This is a genomic window from Rhodococcus sp. G-MC3 (genome assembly GCF_030063335.1).
Lineage (GTDB): Bacteria > Actinomycetota > Actinomycetes > Mycobacteriales > Mycobacteriaceae > Rhodococcoides.
In genome coordinates this window covers 74223-90372 of the sequence record NZ_JASISW010000007.1, presented here as the reverse complement: position 1 = coordinate 90372, position 16150 = coordinate 74223, and the positions used below count along the sequence as shown (strand labels likewise).

At 63.4% G+C, this 16150-nt stretch carries 13 protein-coding genes; 9 read left to right on the top strand and 4 right to left on the bottom strand.

The window, feature by feature from the left end:
• Positions 1-2 precede the first annotated feature (2 nt).
• Positions 3-977, top strand: coding sequence for a DUF1648 domain-containing protein (locus QMK17_RS09605; protein WP_283508580.1), 975 nt, complete (start codon positions 3-5; stop codon positions 975-977).
• 73 nt (positions 978-1050) lie between these two features.
• A complete protein-coding gene (locus QMK17_RS09600) occupies positions 1051-2220 on the top strand; it encodes a GGDEF domain-containing protein (protein WP_283508579.1) in 1170 nt (389 codons plus the stop codon).
• 63 nt (positions 2221-2283) lie between these two features.
• Here QMK17_RS09600 and QMK17_RS09595 read toward each other — a convergent pair whose 3' ends face one another.
• Positions 2284-3486, bottom strand: a complete 1203-nt coding sequence (locus tag QMK17_RS09595; protein WP_283508577.1) for an esterase/lipase family protein — start codon at positions 3484-3486, stop codon at positions 2284-2286.
• A gap of 405 nt (positions 3487-3891) precedes the next feature.
• Here QMK17_RS09595 and QMK17_RS09590 point away from each other — a divergent pair, with 405 nt between their 5' ends.
• Both QMK17_RS09590 and QMK17_RS09585 read left to right on the top strand, forming a co-directional pair.
• Entirely contained in the window at positions 3892-4908 is a 1017-nt protein-coding gene (locus tag QMK17_RS09590; protein ID WP_283508575.1) for a bile acid:sodium symporter family protein, read from the top strand.
• 33 nt (positions 4909-4941) lie between these two features.
• The gene (locus QMK17_RS09585) at positions 4942-6321 is read left to right on the top strand and encodes a glutamate decarboxylase (RefSeq protein ID WP_283508573.1); all 1380 of its coding nucleotides are present in this window, start codon (positions 4942-4944) and stop codon (positions 6319-6321) included.
• Between the two features lie 71 nt (positions 6322-6392).
• Here QMK17_RS09585 and QMK17_RS09580 read toward each other — a convergent pair whose 3' ends face one another.
• Together QMK17_RS09580 and QMK17_RS09575 are read right to left on the bottom strand one after the other, a co-directional pair.
• Entirely contained in the window at positions 6393-7001 is a 609-nt protein-coding gene (locus tag QMK17_RS09580) for a YqgE/AlgH family protein (RefSeq protein WP_283508572.1), read from the bottom strand.
• A gap of 61 nt (positions 7002-7062) precedes the next feature.
• Positions 7063-7752, bottom strand: a complete 690-nt coding sequence (locus tag QMK17_RS09575; RefSeq protein ID WP_283508571.1) for a TetR/AcrR family transcriptional regulator — start codon at positions 7750-7752, stop codon at positions 7063-7065.
• Between the two features lie 88 nt (positions 7753-7840).
• Here QMK17_RS09575 and QMK17_RS09570 point away from each other — a divergent pair, with 88 nt between their 5' ends.
• The 3 genes from QMK17_RS09570 to QMK17_RS09560 all read left to right on the top strand — a co-directional run bounded on the left by QMK17_RS09570 (position 7841) and on the right by QMK17_RS09560 (position 11501).
• On the top strand, positions 7841-9055 hold the full coding sequence (locus QMK17_RS09570) for an MFS transporter (protein WP_283508570.1): 1215 nt from the start codon (positions 7841-7843) through the stop codon (positions 9053-9055).
• A gap of 159 nt (positions 9056-9214) precedes the next feature.
• Entirely contained in the window at positions 9215-10147 is a 933-nt protein-coding gene (locus QMK17_RS09565; RefSeq protein ID WP_283508569.1) for an NAD-dependent epimerase/dehydratase family protein, read from the top strand.
• 49 nt (positions 10148-10196) lie between these two features.
• Positions 10197-11501: a hypothetical protein gene (locus QMK17_RS09560; RefSeq protein WP_283508568.1), complete on the top strand. Its 1305-nt coding sequence runs from the start codon at positions 10197-10199 to the stop codon at positions 11499-11501.
• Positions 11502-11569: 68 nt separating this feature from the next.
• Here the strand turns inward: QMK17_RS09560 and QMK17_RS09555 are convergent, their stop codons facing one another.
• Entirely contained in the window at positions 11570-13042 is a 1473-nt protein-coding gene (locus tag QMK17_RS09555; RefSeq protein WP_283508565.1) for a CCA tRNA nucleotidyltransferase, read from the bottom strand.
• 116 nt (positions 13043-13158) lie between these two features.
• Here QMK17_RS09555 and QMK17_RS09550 point away from each other — a divergent pair, with 116 nt between their 5' ends.
• Both QMK17_RS09550 and QMK17_RS09545 read left to right on the top strand, forming a co-directional pair.
• Complete coding sequence (locus tag QMK17_RS09550) at positions 13159-13716, top strand: NUDIX hydrolase (protein ID WP_283508563.1); 558 nt, start codon at positions 13159-13161, stop codon at positions 13714-13716.
• A 2-nt stretch (positions 13717-13718) separates the two neighbouring features.
• Positions 13719-16148 carry a glycoprotein gene (locus QMK17_RS09545; RefSeq protein ID WP_283508561.1) on the top strand — a complete coding sequence of 810 codons (2430 nt, stop codon included), beginning with the start codon at positions 13719-13721 and terminating at the stop codon, positions 16146-16148.
• The last annotated feature ends 2 nt before the right edge of the window (positions 16149-16150 follow it).

The following is a 16150-nucleotide window of genomic DNA, read 5'->3' as shown; positions in this document are numbered from 1 at the left end:
TCATGCGCACACAGAGAACCTTCGATCCGGCGGGCGTAATTTTCGGGGTCGTTCTGCCGATCGCAGCAGCCGTGCTCACAGTGGTCAGCGTGCACGTGTGGCGCTCGCGCCTGCCCGACGAGATCGCAACACACTGGTCCGGTACCGAACCCGACGGCTTCATGAACCCCAGCACGAGCGCCTGGACACTGGCAATCGTGATCGTGCTGGTCGGCGGTGGTTGCAGTGCCATTGCCGCGCTCGCGCACGCCCTGCTGATCATGCGCCGAACCATGCTGATGATCGGATCGACCGTCGTCGGCCTCATCACCGTGCTGCACCTGGCAATCATCGGCAAGCAGTTGGACGTCCAGTCGGTGACCCAAGTCGAAATTCCCGGCTGGGCTCTCGGCGTCGGAACGTTGGTCGGCTTCTGCGTCGGACTCCTCGGAGCGTCGTTGTTGCGCGATTACCGCGAGCGGGTCGACGCCGACTCACCCCCGCCTGCGTCGCTGCCGCGCGCCTCCGAGCCCTTGGCGCCCGACGAGGAACTGCCGATCATCGAGCCGCTGGGTGCAGGAAGGGTTGCCGTTGCAGTCCTGTTCACGATCCTTGCCGCAGCGGCCGGGTTGACCTGTTGGCTCGCGGAGTCCTGGTGGCCGGTGGCCATCTTCCTACCGTTGGGCGTACTCCCGGTGTCGCTGATGCGCTACGAACTGGTGGTCGACCTCGAAGGCATTCACGTCCGAAGCCTCGGCATGGCGGCGTTCGACTACTCGTTGGTCGAAGTGACCGGAGCGTCGGTACGTGAGGTCGAGCCGTACAAGGATTTCGGTGGCTGGGGACTGCGCGTCAAGGGCCGGGGTAATTACGCCGTCGCGACGGCCACGGGTCCAGCAGTGTTCGTGACGTTCGCGAACGGACAGCGGTTGACCATCACCACCGGACGAGCCGAGCAGATCGCCGGAGTTTTGAATACGCTGTCCTCGAACCGGTGAATCTTCGAAAACAAACCAATTGCCGTTTTTGCTGGCTAGTCTGGTGTCACACCGGGGGTAGTGGCGGGAGGCCGTGACGAACGACATAGAACGAGCGGTGGGTGCTGGCACCGGCTCTTCCAGGAAAGCCAGTCATCGCCGACCGTCGACAGACAACGTATCGGCTGCATTACGTGAGTGGTATCTCCAACCGTTCGACTACGAATGGATCACCCTTCACCGCTCCACCCGAGGTTTGCACCGTTCCATTCAGAACGTATTCGGCGCCGCAACCCTGTTGTTCGCAGCAGCATCGATACTCATGCTGTTCAGCTCGCGAGGGCCCGTGGGCTTTATTGCTCAGGCGTGGATCGTGCTGGTGCTGCTCTTACAACTCGCGGTGGCACTCCGGTGGTTCTTCGGGCCGCTTCCCCGACGCCGAGACTTCGTGACTTTCGCAATCTTCGGCGATGTCGGACTCACCTCCGTACTGGTTCTGTACGAGCCCTTCGGAGCACTCATCGGATCCGGACTCTTCGTCGTCACCGGCGCGCTCTGCACCTACTTTCTCAGCCCGCGGTGGTTGTTGGCGCACCTCGCCTGGTGTGCTGCATTCATCGGCATCACTATCGTGAGGGCCTGCTTCTCCGACCGAGAAGACATCGCAACCGCCTTGGCCGGCGGTCTCGTAGCCATTGCGATCAATTCCGCAATACCCCTCTTGGCCCACATCGCGTGGACAGCCATTGGCCGTGACGCCAGGCGTTCGCTACTCGACCCACTGACCGATCTGCTCAATCGCCGAGGCGTCGAAGATGCTGCTCTGCAACTGCTGTCGAAAAGTCACCAACGCGGTCACACACTCGTGGTGATCGTGGTGGACATCGATCGGTTCAAAGCCGTCAACGATCACTTCGGACACGACAGTGGCGACGACGTCATCATCTCGGTCGCCCGCCGATTGAGCGCGCTGTTCGGCGACAAGGGCGTCGTAGCCCGCATCGGCGGCGAGGAATTTCTCGTCGTCTTCTCCAGTCCTATCGAGCAAGCTCACGATCTGATCCATCGGACCAACCCTTCGCTGTATCGGCCGGACGACTCGATTCCGATCACCGTCAGCGTCGGCGCCGCGATCGTTTCGAGTCCAGCCGACCTCTGGGGTGACGGTCCGACAGTAATCACCAAAGCAACGCGCGCAGCGGATTCGATGATGTACCGCGCCAAATACGACGGCGGCAATCGGACTGCCACCGTTCAGCTCTGACAAGCACGAAGCCCGAACCCCGCATCGAGTGCAGAGTTCGGGCTTCGCGACCTACCGGAGAATTCAGCCGCCCGTCACCGGACCGTTCCAGACACACGGGATCGCGTTCGCGGGGCTACCGACGGGATCGAGTGCATTCTTGACGATGCCGATCACCCGGGGAGATACCGACATGGACAGGTGATCGGAGACGTCGATTCCGCAACCGTCCTGTAGGAGCACGTTGTCCACCGTCGCGTCGGGCCCTGCTTCGAGGAACGTCGTCCTGAACGGAGTCACCACCTCATCGAACCGAGTGGCGACTGCCGTGTAATCGACGCCGCGCTCGGTATCACCACCGGCTTCGAGTGCCTTGATCAACGGCGAGTCGATGACCTGATCCGATGCCGCAGGGCCCGCGATCGCGCCGACGAGGCCCAGTACGTTCAGGCCGAGATTGTTGATCGTTCGTCCGAGGGTTCCGATCCCGACGAGGGTGGTTCCGTGGTTGGAACCACCCAGGCTGACGATCTTTCCAACCTTGTTCTTGCTTGGATCTGCCGTGTTGGCACCGCCCTCGAAACGCATGTACTGCCGGGACGCAAGACTGCCCTGCGAGTGGGCGACGATATCGACCTTCTGGGCACCGGTCCGTGCGAGGACCGCGTCGATATAGAAGGCGACCTCTTTCGCGCTGTCAGCGATGGGCCCGGTTCCTCGAAGAGCAGTGACATGGCCGAGTGCGCTCGAGTCCTTGTCGCCGGTGTTGGGAGCGAACACGCAGTATCCGGCCTCCTTCAACACAGGCGAGATGCGAGCGAAGTTGTTGTAAGCGTTCTCCCACGTACCATGTAGCAGCACAACCGGATTGGGGTGCGCGGCAGTGGGCTTGCAGTTCCAGTCGTTCGCCCCCTGCGGTGCCACGTTGGGATTGACGATGCTGTACAGGAAGCCCGCAAGGAAGTTCTTCTGCACCGGGCCGTAGCCGGATGTCTCGGTCTCGGGATCCTGGGTGACAACTGTCGCCGCCGCGTCGGTGATGTTGGGTTTGGCGAGCCCCAGATCTTCGGCCTTCGGCTCGGCTTCGGTTCCCTCGGGTGGAACTACCTCAGTGCCGTCCTGGGAAACCGTTGCAGGAGGCGTGGTTTCGTCCGTTGGCTGCGCATCGGCAACAGCAGATCCGGCGAGAACCAGCGCGCAGGACAGGGTACCGACAGTGGCCATCCAGCGCACTCGCCCGACACTTCGGGCATACTTCATCGACATAGGACGTTCGCTTTCGTTCATCGGTCACCAGCGTGATCACGACAGCTGCGCATCGACCGCGTGTGAACACGAAAATGCCGTCACTGCATCGGTTTCGTCTCGGACTAGTCCAGAGCCAGGATGTCCCGAAGGCCGGACAACAGTGTCCTTTCGCGTCGGCCTCGTTGGCCGCAGCGCCGATGCTGTTCGCCGAGCCAGAACGAACATTAGGAGCGTCGCTTCGAGTTGCATACCGATATCGGAGTTCTCTGGAGAAGCGATCGATCTACCACGTCCAGGTTGGACACCTTCACAAAGCCAGCGGGTCGACACGACGTGGCCGACACCCCGCGGTCGTCGCGTGCCTCAGAGCTATCACGATGAGTGTTCTCAGTAAACGCGTCTACGGTCTTCCGCGATCAATACCAGGCCGATACCGTAAGGACAGTGAACTTTCTCAGGGATGCCAAACCCGACGGTTTCGTCCTCGGCATCATCGGCGTGGCCGCAGCGGCCAGCATTTTCCCCGCCACGGGTACCGCGGAAACCATCCTCGGCTGGGTTACCAAGATTGCCATCGGTCTGCTGTTCTTGATCTACGGTGCAAGGCTTTCTCCCCAGCAAGCGTGGCAAGGCGTCAAGCACTGGCGTCTGCATAGCGTGGTGCTCGTCACCACCTACGTATTGTTTCCACTCATCGGGCTCGCGTTGCGCATCCTCGAACCGAGTGTGCTCTCCGCCGAGCTCTACACCGGCATCCTGTTCCTGTGCCTCGTGCCGTCGACGGTTCAGTCCTCGATCGCATTCACCTCCATCGCCAAGGGCAACGTCGCAGGAGCGGTGGTGAGCGCATCGTTCTCCAACATCCTCGGTGTGTTCATCACCCCGCTTCTGGTCATCCTGCTGGTGAACACATCGGGCGAGGCCCATGTCGACGCGTCGTCGATCCTGAACATTCTCGCGCAACTCCTCCTTCCGTTCATTGCAGGCCAACTGATCCGCCCCCTCGTCGCACGGTGGCTGGCACGGCATAGCGGGCCGACCAGGATAGTCGATCGTGGATCGATCCTGCTCGTGGTCTACTCGGCATTCAGCGAGAGCATGAATCAACATGTGTGGTCTGCGGTGTCGGTGTGGCAGATCGTGGCCGTCGTCCTTGTGTGCTGTGTGATCCTCGCAGCGGTACTCACGCTCACCCATTTCATCGGTCGCGCAATGGGTTTCCCGCTCTCGGACCGCATTGTGCTCGTCTTCTGTGGTTCCAAGAAGAGCCTGGCCAGTGGACTGCCGATGGCATCGGTGCTGTTCATCGGACAACCCGTCGGACTGATCGTGCTGCCACTGCTGCTGTTCCATCAGATCCAACTGGTGGTGTGCGCCGTGCTGGCGCAGCGTTACGCCCGACACTCGCCGATCGGAAACTCGCCTGTAGGGGATGAAGCGGAGTCGGCGGTACATGGTTAGCGTTGATGATTCGTAGACTATTTGGAGGAAGACGTGCCCCGAATCGAGCATCCCGACGGCGTGATCGCTGCGGCGTATACCGGCCGACTTGCAACCAACCCCGTACCTGCGCTGCGACTGCCGGAAGAGCAACTCGACCCGGAGGCCGCCTACCGGTTCATTCACGACGAATTGATGCTCGACGGTTCCTCCAGGCTCAATCTCGCCACATTCGTCACCACCTGGATGGATCCGCAGGCCGAGAAGCTGATGGCGGAGACGTTCGACAAGAACATGATCGACAAGGACGAATACCCGGCGACGGCGTCCATCGAGGAACGCTGCGTCAACATGGTCGCGGACCTGTTTCACGCGCCCGATCTCGATCCGGAGGATCCGGGTAGCGCGACGGGAGTCTCGACGATCGGGTCGAGCGAAGCCGTCATGCTCGCAGGTCTTGCTCTCAAGTGGCGGTGGCGCGCTCGTCGCGGTGACGCCGACACCACCAGACCCAATCTCGTTCTGGGAAGCAATGTTCAGGTTGTGTGGGAAAAGTTTTGCCGCTACTTCGACGTCGAGCCCAAGTACCTTCCGATGGAGCCCGGTCGCTACGTCATCACCCCGGAACAGGTACGTGAGGCCGTCGACGAGAACACGATCGGGGTGTGTGCCATCCTCGGAACCACGTTCACCGGGGAGCTGGAGCCGGTCGCCGAGATCTGCGACGTACTCGACTCGATCGCAGCGGCGGGCGGACCGGATATTCCCGTCCACGTGGACGCAGCCAGCGGAGGATTCGTCGTGCCGTTCCTGGATCCGCACATGGAGTGGGACTTCCGTCTTCCTCGCGTGGTCTCGATCAACGCCAGCGGACACAAGTACGGATTGACCTATCCCGGAATCGGTTTCGCGATCTGGCGTACTCGCGAGGATCTACCGGAGGAGCTGGTGTTCCGGGTCAACTACCTCGGCGGTGACATGCCGACGTTCACGCTCAACTTTTCGCGACCGGGAAACCAGGTGATCGGTCAGTACTACAACTTCCTCAGACTTGGTCGTTCCGGTTATACGGACATCATGAAAGCGTTGCGCGACACCGCTGTTCGTGTCAGCGGGCATCTCCGCGAGCATCCTGCCTTCCACGTCATCACCGACGGAAGCGCGATACCTGTCATCTCCTTCGAGCTCACCGGGGATCGCGACTACACCGTGTTCGACATCTCCCACGAACTGCGCGCGCGGGGCTGGCAGGTGCCCGCTTACACGATGCCGGACAATGCAACCGACGTCGCAGTCCTACGCATCGTGGTCCGAGAAGGCTTCAGCGCCGATCTCGGGCGGTTGCTGTGCATCGCGATCAGTGAGGTCATCGATCAGCTCGACGCCGCTGCGGCCGGGCGGGGAGGGTCGACGGTGACGCATTTCGCGCATTAGTGCAGCTCCGCTGCCGTGAGCGCTTTGCTACGCCAGACTGTTGCAAACCACTCACGGTCAGCTCAGCGGCACTAATTTCGCTCGACCTCGATTGGATGCGACGCCAGCATGGCCAGCGGCATCGGCTGGCGTCGCAGCACATGCGCCCACAGATCGATCTTCGGAGGGCCGATGACGTCGGAAGCCAGCGCGGAGACGACCATCCAGTCTTCGCGTTCGAGCTCACCGTCGAGCTGCCCGAGCGTCCAGCCCGAGTAGCCGGCGAAGATACGGACACCGTCGACGAAAGGCGCGATATCGGCGGGGTCCGAATCCAGATCGACCATCACCACCCGCCCGTCGACCCGCCTGATTCCGGGGATGGTCGAGGTGTCGACGCCGGTGCGCACCGTCGCCAGACACAGCGCCGAATCCCGCTTGACCGGCCCGCCGACGTACAGCGCCTTCGGCCGAGCTGCCAGTTCGGACCACTGCGGCATGACGTTCTGCACGGCGGTCTCGCTCGGACGATTGATGACGACGCCCAAACTACCGGCATCGTTGTGTTCGATGATGTACACGACGGTGCGCCTGAACGTCGGCTCGACGAGCTCGATCGAACTCACCAACAAGCTTCCGGGGCGTACCGCTTGATCGACGGATGCCGTCTGGTCTTCCGGTTCTTCCGCATGCGCCGCCATAATTCCATTGTGGCACCGTGAACCTCGGTATGTGACGCAAGGAATCAGAGAAGTTTCCGAGCTATTCGAGGCCCGCGAGTTCGACGAGGCACGCCAGTTGATGCTCGAACAACAGATCTCGGGCACCGAATGTATCGGATCCGTACTGGTCGAAGACGTCGAAGCTCACCGCACCGAACAGTGACGCCCACACCATCACCCCACGAGCGACAGCTTCGTCGGACAAGTCCGTTCCCATTTCGTTACGTACTTCGGAGAAGTCGTCGTGCAAAGGTGCCAGGGAAACCGGTGACGGTTTGTCCTTCAATCGGCCCGAGCGATGTGCCAAGTCGAAGATCCGAACCAGCTGGGCAATGACGCGCGTTCCCGGACCCGTCGTCTGCTCGGCAGGCGCGTGGTATCCGGGAACCGGGCTGCCGAACAGCAGCGCGTAACTCGACGGCACCCGTCGCCCCCAGGTCTGAACCGTCCGCCCGAGCGCCAGAAACTTCTCGACGGGGCCCTCGACCGCGTCGATCGCGGTATCCACCTCGTCCCCCAGCTCGGTGTAGGCGTCGACGACGAGGAGGGTCAGCAATTCGTCGCGGTTCTTCACGTACCGGTACACCGCCGACGACACCACCCCGAGGTCACGCGCGACCGCGCGAAGAGACAATGCGGCCGCTCCGTCGGCAGCGAGGTGCTCCCGGCCGATGCGAGTGATATCGGCCAGTGTCTGTGCTCGCGCACGTTCACGGGGAGTGGTGGTCATGTAGGACACAGTATCGGCGACGACAATCGGAGCCGGTGCTGATGGTGCCGGCCTGTTGCCATTCGATGGACACCGTTAGCTTGGGTACATGGTTTCGGAGCGAACACCGCTGGCGGCCGTGGGGACCGGCGTCGCAGTCCTGACGGTCGTCCTGCTCGGCCTGAACCTGCGCCTCGTCTTCGGAAGTGCGTCGGCCTTGCTCACCGAAATTCGCGACGCCTACCACCTCGGCGCAGGCTCTGCGGCATTGCTGACCACCGCCCCGGTCTTGTGCCTCGGTATATTCGCACTCGTTGCAACGCAAGCGGTTCGTCGCTGGACCGTGCCCGTTGTACTGACCGGATGCCTCGTTGTCGTTCTCGTCGGAACCGCGCTGAGGGGGACGCCGTGGTGGCCGGTGCTCGTATGCGGCACTCTCCTCGCGGGGGTAGGCATTGCGGCAGCGAACGTCCTCGGTCCGATTCTGGTGCGACTGCTCTTTCCACACCGAATCGGCCTGATGACAGGGCTGTTCACGGCAATGGTCAGCGCAAGTGCAGGAATCGCATCGGGAACCACGATCCCGCTCGACTCCGCGGTATTTCACAATTGGCGTATGACGCTCATGGCGTGGGCACTGCCCGCCGCGCTCGCTGTTGCGGCTCTGAGTCTCGTTGCAGTGCGCTACAACCGATTTACTCGGACGGCGGCTGCTGCCGCACATCCAGTGCCGCGGTGGGAATCAGGGGTGCTGCGCTCGCCCATCGCCTGGGCCATCACGGGATTCATGGGCCTGCAATCCTTGCTGGCCTACTCGATGATCGCGTGGCTACCCACGATCTACCGTGACCGCGGAGTCAGCGCCGAGAATGCCGGTCTTCTTCTCACGGCACTGTCGATCTCGAGCATCGCCACCGCGCTCACCGTCCCGATCCTCGCCGCCCGCCTCCGACGCCAGAGTGCGCTCGCCGTCGCCGTCGCCGCGTTGTCCGTCGCGGGTTTGGTCGGTGTCCTCGGCGGCAGTGTTGGTACTGCTGTGGTGTGGGCGATCCTGCTCGGGCTCGGTCAGGGGGGCCAGCTTTCGCTCGCCCTGACATTGATCAACCTCCGCGCGCCGACCGCGTCGACGGCAACGAGCCTTTCGACCATGGTTCAGTCGATCGGCTACCTCCTCGCCGCCAGTGGGCCCCTCGTAGCAGGGGCAGTACGCAGCGCAACGGGCTCGTGGACCGCCCCCATCGTGGCTTTGATCGCCGTGATGATCCCGTTGACCGTGTGCGGATGGTTGGCAGGTCGAGATGCCCCGGTCATCGTGCACCCTTAGGCTTCTTTCGAACCGATCCGAGCGAAGGGGTCGATCGAAAAGATCACTTCCACAGGCACGAAGCAGTAGAGAGCACTGCTCTTGCTTTTCTGCGCAAGCGGGTGCACACTCGAAGAAACACAGAGAGCAGTGCTCACTCATCGAGTCGAAGGACCCATCATGAACCAGCTACATATCGTCATCGGAGCAGGACCCGTCGGATGGACCGTCGCCGAACAGCTTGCAGCACAGGGGAATTCCGTCCGTATTCTCACCCGATCGGGATCGGGACCCGAGCACCCCTCGATCGAACGACGACGCGTCGACATCGAGACCGACGATCTCGCTGCGGAGTTCACCGGCGCTGCCGCCATCTACCTCTGCACCCACGTCGCATACGAGGACAAGGCATGGCGCGCACAGCTTCCCATGATGGAACGCCGCGTACTCGATGCGGCGGCAGGCACCGTCGTCGTCTTTCCGGAGAGCCTCTATTCCTACGGCAGGGTCGACGGCCCGATTTGCGAGGACTCACCCCGTACCGCGACGCACCGCAAGCTCGGTGTCCGAACAGAGTTGCTGGCCGCCCGTGGCGCCCACGCCACCCCCACCGTCAGTGTCGCGGCCTCGGACTTCTACGGCCCGCGTGTGCTGACGGCACACATGGGCGACCGTGCCGTTCCAAACATCCTGGCTCACAAAACTATTCGGGTGATTGCAAACGCGGACGTCCCACATTCCTTCACCTACATCCCCGATTTTGCCGCAGCAATGATCGTTGCCGCCGCACACGAGGAGCTGTGGAACACCGTCCTGCACGCTCCGACGGCCGGAGCAGTGACGCAGCGCGAGATGATCGGCATTCTTTCCGGTGCAGCAGGGGTCCCGGCTCCCAAGGTCGGCACCATCCCCGCGTGGGTCATCCAGGCTTTCGGCCTCGTACCCGGACCGATGAAAGAGATGTGCGATGTCCTCTACCAGTTTCAGTACCCCTACGAACTCGACAGCTCGCGTAGCGAAGCCGTCCTCGGTATCGCGCCGACCCCGCTCCAGGAGGGCGCCGCAGCGACCTTGGCGTGGTGGAAGGACCGAGAGCTCACCCCGGCTCTGTGATGAGTGGCGCTGTCAGGAGGCACTGCTTGCTGGGGCTAAAGTGCAGTAAGTGAGCAACGAGACCTTCCTGGCACGGCTGCGTGATTCGCCCGGCGCTGGCAAGCTCACCGCCATCCGTTTCGCAGGCCAGTTCGGTGACGGCCTTTTCCAGGCCGCATTGAGCGGGGCCATTCTCTTCAACCCCGAGCGCGAATCGAATCCGGCTGCGATTGCAGCCGGATTCGCCGTGTTGCTGGTGCCCTATTCCGTTATCGGACCTTTCGCCGGCGCGATGCTCGACCGCTGGGACCGACGCGCCGTGGTGCTGTGGGCGAACGTACTGCGTATGGTGCTCATCGCAGTCACCGCAGCACTCCTCTGCTCGGGCGGGGGCGAGACACCCCTTCTTCTGCTCGCCCTGACCACGGTGGGGCTCAGCAGGTTCGTGCTCGCCGGTGTATCGGCGTCACTCCCGCACGTGGTTCGACCATCGTGGCTCGTCCCGATGAACTCGCTGCTCGCGACCGTCGGGTCCGGTTTCGCCGCGGCAGGCGCGGGCGCGGCCGTCGGAATAATCGCTGCCTTCGGTGCAGGCGACGTCGGCTCGGGTGTCGCAGTGGCGGTGGCAGCGTCGGGATCGGTTGTCGGAACCATCGCCGCGTCCCGCTTCGCGCCACGATCGCTCGGCCCGGCAACTCTCGCAACCTCCAACGATCACGGAGCGGTGAGAGCTCTCGCCGACATCGCCGCAGGGTTGAAGTCGGGAGCTGTCGCGGTGTGGCAATCGCCGACAGTGACCGCGGCCATGGCAGGAATCGGCGCGCATCGCATCGTCTTCGGTGTCGACACGCTCGTGATGGTGCTGATCCTTCGGGAGACGACATCGAGCTCGTTGCCGGGCGGGCTCGCGGGCTTCGGTATCGCCGTCGGGGCCACCGCGGCAGGCATGCTGATCGCTGCGCTGTTGACGCCGTTCCTGCTACCGCGGGTCGGACGAGTTCGCTCCATCATGGCGGCGCTTGCGGTAGCTGCTGTGGTGCAGGTGACATTCATTGCGTCGCTGACTCAGACGAGCCTGCTGCTCGGTGCGTTCCTGCTGGGAATCGCAGGGCAGACCATCAAGCTCACCGGCGATGCATCGATGCAGACCGAGATCGACGACGACCACCGCGGCAGGGTCTTCGCACTCCAGGACACGGTGTTCAACATCTTCTTCGTCGGTGCACTCGCAGTCGCCGCTTTCGCCGTCGGATCGGGAACAACCGATCTAGCGGGAGAGACCGCGGCTCATGTCGTCGTTCTCGTCGGCGGTGTGATCTACGTCCTCGGCCTCGGGCTCGTCTTCCTGAACGCTCGGCGCGCGCACCGAAAGTAGGTGCCATGTTCGTCGCACCACGCGGCCATCATGTGAGTGGAAATACGTCCCCTGCGACGTATTTCCACTCACGTGGGGCGTAGCCGCCAGAACTCCAGCAGCGCTTTCTCGGCCTCGTCGCGGGGGAGCGGTCCGCGGTCCAGGCGCAGTTCCTTGAGAAACTTCCAGGCCTCGCCGACCTCGGGACCCGCAGGGATGCCGAGGAGTTCCATGATCGCGTTGCCGTCGAGATCCGGACGCACCCGCGCCAGGTCCTCCTGCGCGGCCAATGCCGAGATGCGCTCTTCCAAATCGTCGTAGGTCGCCTGCAACGCCGCTGCTCGACGCTTGTTGCGGGTGGTGCTGTCGGCGCGAACAAGCTTGTGCAGCTTGGGAAGCAGCTCGCCGGCGTCGGCGGCGTAGCGGCGCACGGCCGAGTCCGTCCACTGCCCCTTGCCGTAGCCGTGGAACCTCAGATGAAGGAACACCAGCTGGGAGACATCGTCGATCATTCTTTTCGAATACTTCAGCGCGCGCATGCGCTTGCGCACCATCTTGGAACCGACGACCTCGTGGTGGTGGAAGCTGACGCCACCACCGGCTTCGTGCTTTCGCGTGTCCGGCTTCCCGATGTCGTGAAGCAGTGCAGCCCAACGCAATACGAGGTCGGGGTCACCGTCCTCCAGATCGATGGCCTGCTTCAGTACCGTCAGCGAGTGCCAGTACACATCCTTGTGCTGGTGGTGTTCGTCGATCTCGAGCTTCATCGCCGGAACCTCGGGGAGCACGTACGCGGCAAGCCCGGTCTCGCACATGACGTCGATGCCCTCCAGCGGGAACTCGCCCAGAATCAGCTTGTCGAGTTCCGCCTGCACCCGTTCGGCGGTGATGCGTTCGATCTGTACGGCCATCTTTGTGATCGCTTCGTGCACTCGCGGCATCAGTGTGAACCCGAGCTGAGAGACGAACCGGGCGCCCCGAAGCATGCGGAGCGGATCGTCGCCGAATGACTTCTCGGGTGTCGACGGCGTATCGAGCATGCCCTCCAGCAGCGCATCCATGCCGCCGAGCGGGTCGACGAACTCTTGTGCACCATTCGCGCCGAGACGAACCGCCATCGCGTTGACGGTGAAGTCGCGCCGAACCAGGTCCTCCTCGAGGCTGGTTCCGTACAGCACCTCGGGATTGCGTGAGACCTGGTCGTAGGAGTCGGTCCGGAAGGTAGTGATCTCGATCAGCTGATCGCCTTTGGCTGCGCTGACGGTACCGAATGCGATTCCGGTGTCCCACTGATTGTCGGCCCAGCCGACCAGCAGCTTCTGCACCGCCTCGGGCCGCGCATCGGTGGTGAAGTCCAGATCGTTGCCGAGACGGCCCAGTACCGCGTCGCGCACACTGCCCCCGACGAGGTACAGCTCGTGGCCTGCGGCGGCGAATCTGTCGGCAAGCGGTTCGAGGACGACGGACAGCGTTTCCAGCGTCACTGCAGCGGCCGCCGACAGGCGTGCTCGACGGTCGGCGGACACATCGGACTGCGCTGGAGATGGAGACTGATCGGCCACGGTGTTAGAGCCTAAGGGACGATTGACGGGGCCTGAGGGACAGGTCGATAGAGCCTGAACGCCCGTGTCGGAGCGGCAGGCGGGACAGTGTGCTCTTTCCATCTAGTATGGATTGGGTGTCTGCTGGCGAACGTGCGAACAGGAGCCGCCGCAACCCGCGGCGGCGAAACGCGCGCGCCGATGCGGACAAGCCGAGACTGCGCACCGTTCGCGAAACCTCCGCTGGAGGCCTCGTCGTCGACGGTCTCGATGGACCGCCGGCTCAGCGATGCGCCGCCCTCATCGGCCGCACGGATCGCCGCGGCCGATTGCTGTGGTCATTGCCCAAAGGGCATATCGAACAGGGCGAGACAGCCGAGCAGACCGCGATGCGTGAGGTCGCCGAGGAAACCGGCATCCGCGGATCGGTTCTGGCGTCTCTCGGCAGCATCGACTACTGGTTCGTCACCGAAGGACGCCGCGTCCACAAGACCGTTCACCACTACTTGCTTCGATTCCTCGGCGGCGAGCTGTCCGACGAGGATGTCGAGGTCACCGAGGTGGCGTGGGTCCCTCTCAGTGAACTGGCATCTCGCTTGGCGTACGCCGACGAACGAAAGTTGGCCGTCATCGCCGGCAAGCTGATCGAGGGAATGACCACCCCAGATCTCGAGACGCATTCCGGGCCGGAGTGACCGTGCGGCTTTCGAAGGTCACTGCGGCCGCACTGACCGCGCTGGTGCTTGCCGTCACTCCCGGCGTCGCTGCTGCTCAGGAGTTCCCCGGCGACGATCCGACCAACGATAGGTCCGCGACCGAGAACGCGGACGCATCGACCGACTTCACGGATCAACCCGAAGATTCCGCGCTTCCCGACACCACGACCGAAACCCGATTCCTCCGGCTCGCCGTCGACAACGTTGCGCCCGGAACGGTCACCACCACCAGCGACCCGTTCGTCACCGTGCGTGCCACCGTCACCAACGTCGGTGACCGACGCGTCGACGACATCGGTGTGCGAATGCAGAGCACGGACGCCGTCGAACGTCCCGAGGAATTGCGAACCTCACTTTCCCTCGACCAGCAGGAATTTGCGAATGTCGGCGAGTTTCAGACCGTCGCCACCAGCTTGGAACGTGGCGCGAGCACACAGTTCGTCATATCGATGCCGCTCCGAAACGTGCAGGGCCCGTCTCTGGGAATCGAACGCCCCGGCGTGTATCCGCTGCTCCTGAACGTCAATGGCACACCCGAGTACGGCGGCACCGCCCGACTCGACGATGCCCGCTTCCTGCTTCCGGTCACCGGCGTCCCCCGAAATCCGACCGTCGTCGACGCCATGGCCCCCGAAGCCGTGCCGATCCCTCCGAACACATCGACCCCGGTGGCGACGACGATCATGTGGCCGTTCGCGGACAAGCCGAGATTGGCCGCGGGCATTCCCGGGTCCATCGACGAGAGGGTGAGGTTGATCGACGACGATCTCGCCGGGGAGATGAGTGAAGGTGGGCGGCTCGATGAACTTCTGAAGGCGGCCGAGTCCGCGACCGCCGAGGACCTCGATCCTCAGAAGCGCCTCGCCGAGAGCATGTGCCTCGCGGTCGACCCGGATCTGCTGGTAACCGTGTCGAACATGACAAGGGGCTACCTGATCGTCGACGACCCGGCAGATCCGACGGGGCCTGCACGTGAGGGCAATGGCGCCGACGGCGCATCGGCATGGCTCGGTCGCCTCGAGAAACTCGCAGGAACCATGTGCGTCACCGCACTGCCGTTCGCACAGGTCGACCTCGACACTCTAGGCAACGTCGGCGACGCCTCGCTCGCGTCGGCCGCACTCGAGTCACCGGCGGACATCGTCGACACCATCCTCGGGGTGACCTCGGTCCGGGGAGTCGTGTGGAGTGCCACCGGGCAACTCGGCGAGGCCGGGTCGGCAACACTTCGGTCGGTCGGCCCGAGCACCGCGATGGTCGCCGACACGAGCGTCGCCCCTGCCGCATCCGGCGACGTCACCTCCGTCGTGGGTGGCAGCGACGTCGATTCCGATCTGAACACCACAGTGTTCGACGCCGCAGCGGCGACCGCGCTCGCAGGCGTCGGCGACGCTCCGGCGACCCCCGCATTCACCCCCGAGGATCAGCAGTACGACCTCGCGGACGATTCGAGGACCGCGCGCCTGCAGGATGCGCTCGGTGCGCTCGCGTATCCGGCCCTCGTACCGTCGACCGGCTCGCCCCAGTCCTCCAGCAACCCCCAGTCCTCCAGCACAAGCAGAGCGTTGACCATTGCACCTCCCCAGTACTGGACGGCAGAAGGAGACGAACCTGCCGCTGTTCTGTCCACCTTGTCGTCCCTGCTGCGGACCGGCCTGGCGACGCCGCGTCCATTTGCGGAGATTGCGGCCGCGAGTCCCACGGGCCTACCCGTCGAGACCAGGACGGTTGGGCCAACGGGTCGCGACGTCCAACTCGAAGACCGGGTGCGTGCGCAGAGCAAAAGAATCGACTCGTTGCGTGCAACGCTCGTCGAGGATCCGCAATCCGTGTTGACCCCCCGGCTCTACACCGCGCCGCTACGCGAGGACTTGCTTCGATCACTCGGCACCGCACAGCGTTCGGCAAACCCGGCCGAAGCAACGAACACGGCTCGCACACGCATGGACTCGTCCGAACGCGGGCTGAACTCGATTTTTCAGTCGATCACGGTGTTGGCGCCGGGAGGCATCTACACCTTGGCCTCCGAAGAAAGTCCGTTGCTGCTGGTGGCACGTAATGACCTGCCCGTTGGTGTCAACGTTCGCTTGAAGGTCGATGCGCCATCGGAAATGACGATCGACGACGTCGGGGCGACGGCCCTCCCGGCTCGGGGCAGCCGGACCATTACAGTGCCAACGCAGGTGGACGACAGCCGCAACCTGTCGGTCGACTTCTCGCTGACCACCCTCGACGGGCAGCAATTGGGAGAAGCTACAGCGGTGTCCGTACGGTCGAACGCGTACGGTCAGGCACTTGCGATCATTACCGCTTGCGCAGGCGTCCTCCTGCTCCTGCTTGCGGGACGCCGGTTGTGGCACCGGTTCAAGGGAGAACCCGATCCAGCTGACGAAGAGTACGAACGGCCATGACG

What these genes read in the sequence shown, in the direction of transcription:
- QMK17_RS09575 (WP_283508571.1), bottom strand. Translation starts at nt 7,752, where the DNA reads ATGACCACCACTCCCCGTGAACGTGCGCGAGCACAGACACTGGCCGAT.
- QMK17_RS09595 (WP_283508577.1), bottom strand. Translation starts at nt 3,486, where the DNA reads ATGAACGAAAGCGAACGTCCTATGTCGATGAAGTATGCCCGAAGTGTC.
- QMK17_RS09565 (WP_283508569.1), top strand. Translation starts at nt 9,215, where the DNA reads ATGAACCAGCTACATATCGTCATCGGAGCAGGACCCGTCGGATGGACC.
- QMK17_RS09570 (WP_283508570.1), top strand. Translation starts at nt 7,841, where the DNA reads ATGGTTTCGGAGCGAACACCGCTGGCGGCCGTGGGGACCGGCGTCGCA.
- QMK17_RS09605 (WP_283508580.1), top strand. Translation starts at nt 3, where the DNA reads ATGCGCACACAGAGAACCTTCGATCCGGCGGGCGTAATTTTCGGGGTC.
- QMK17_RS09580 (WP_283508572.1), bottom strand. Translation starts at nt 7,001, where the DNA reads ATGGCGGCGCATGCGGAAGAACCGGAAGACCAGACGGCATCCGTCGAT.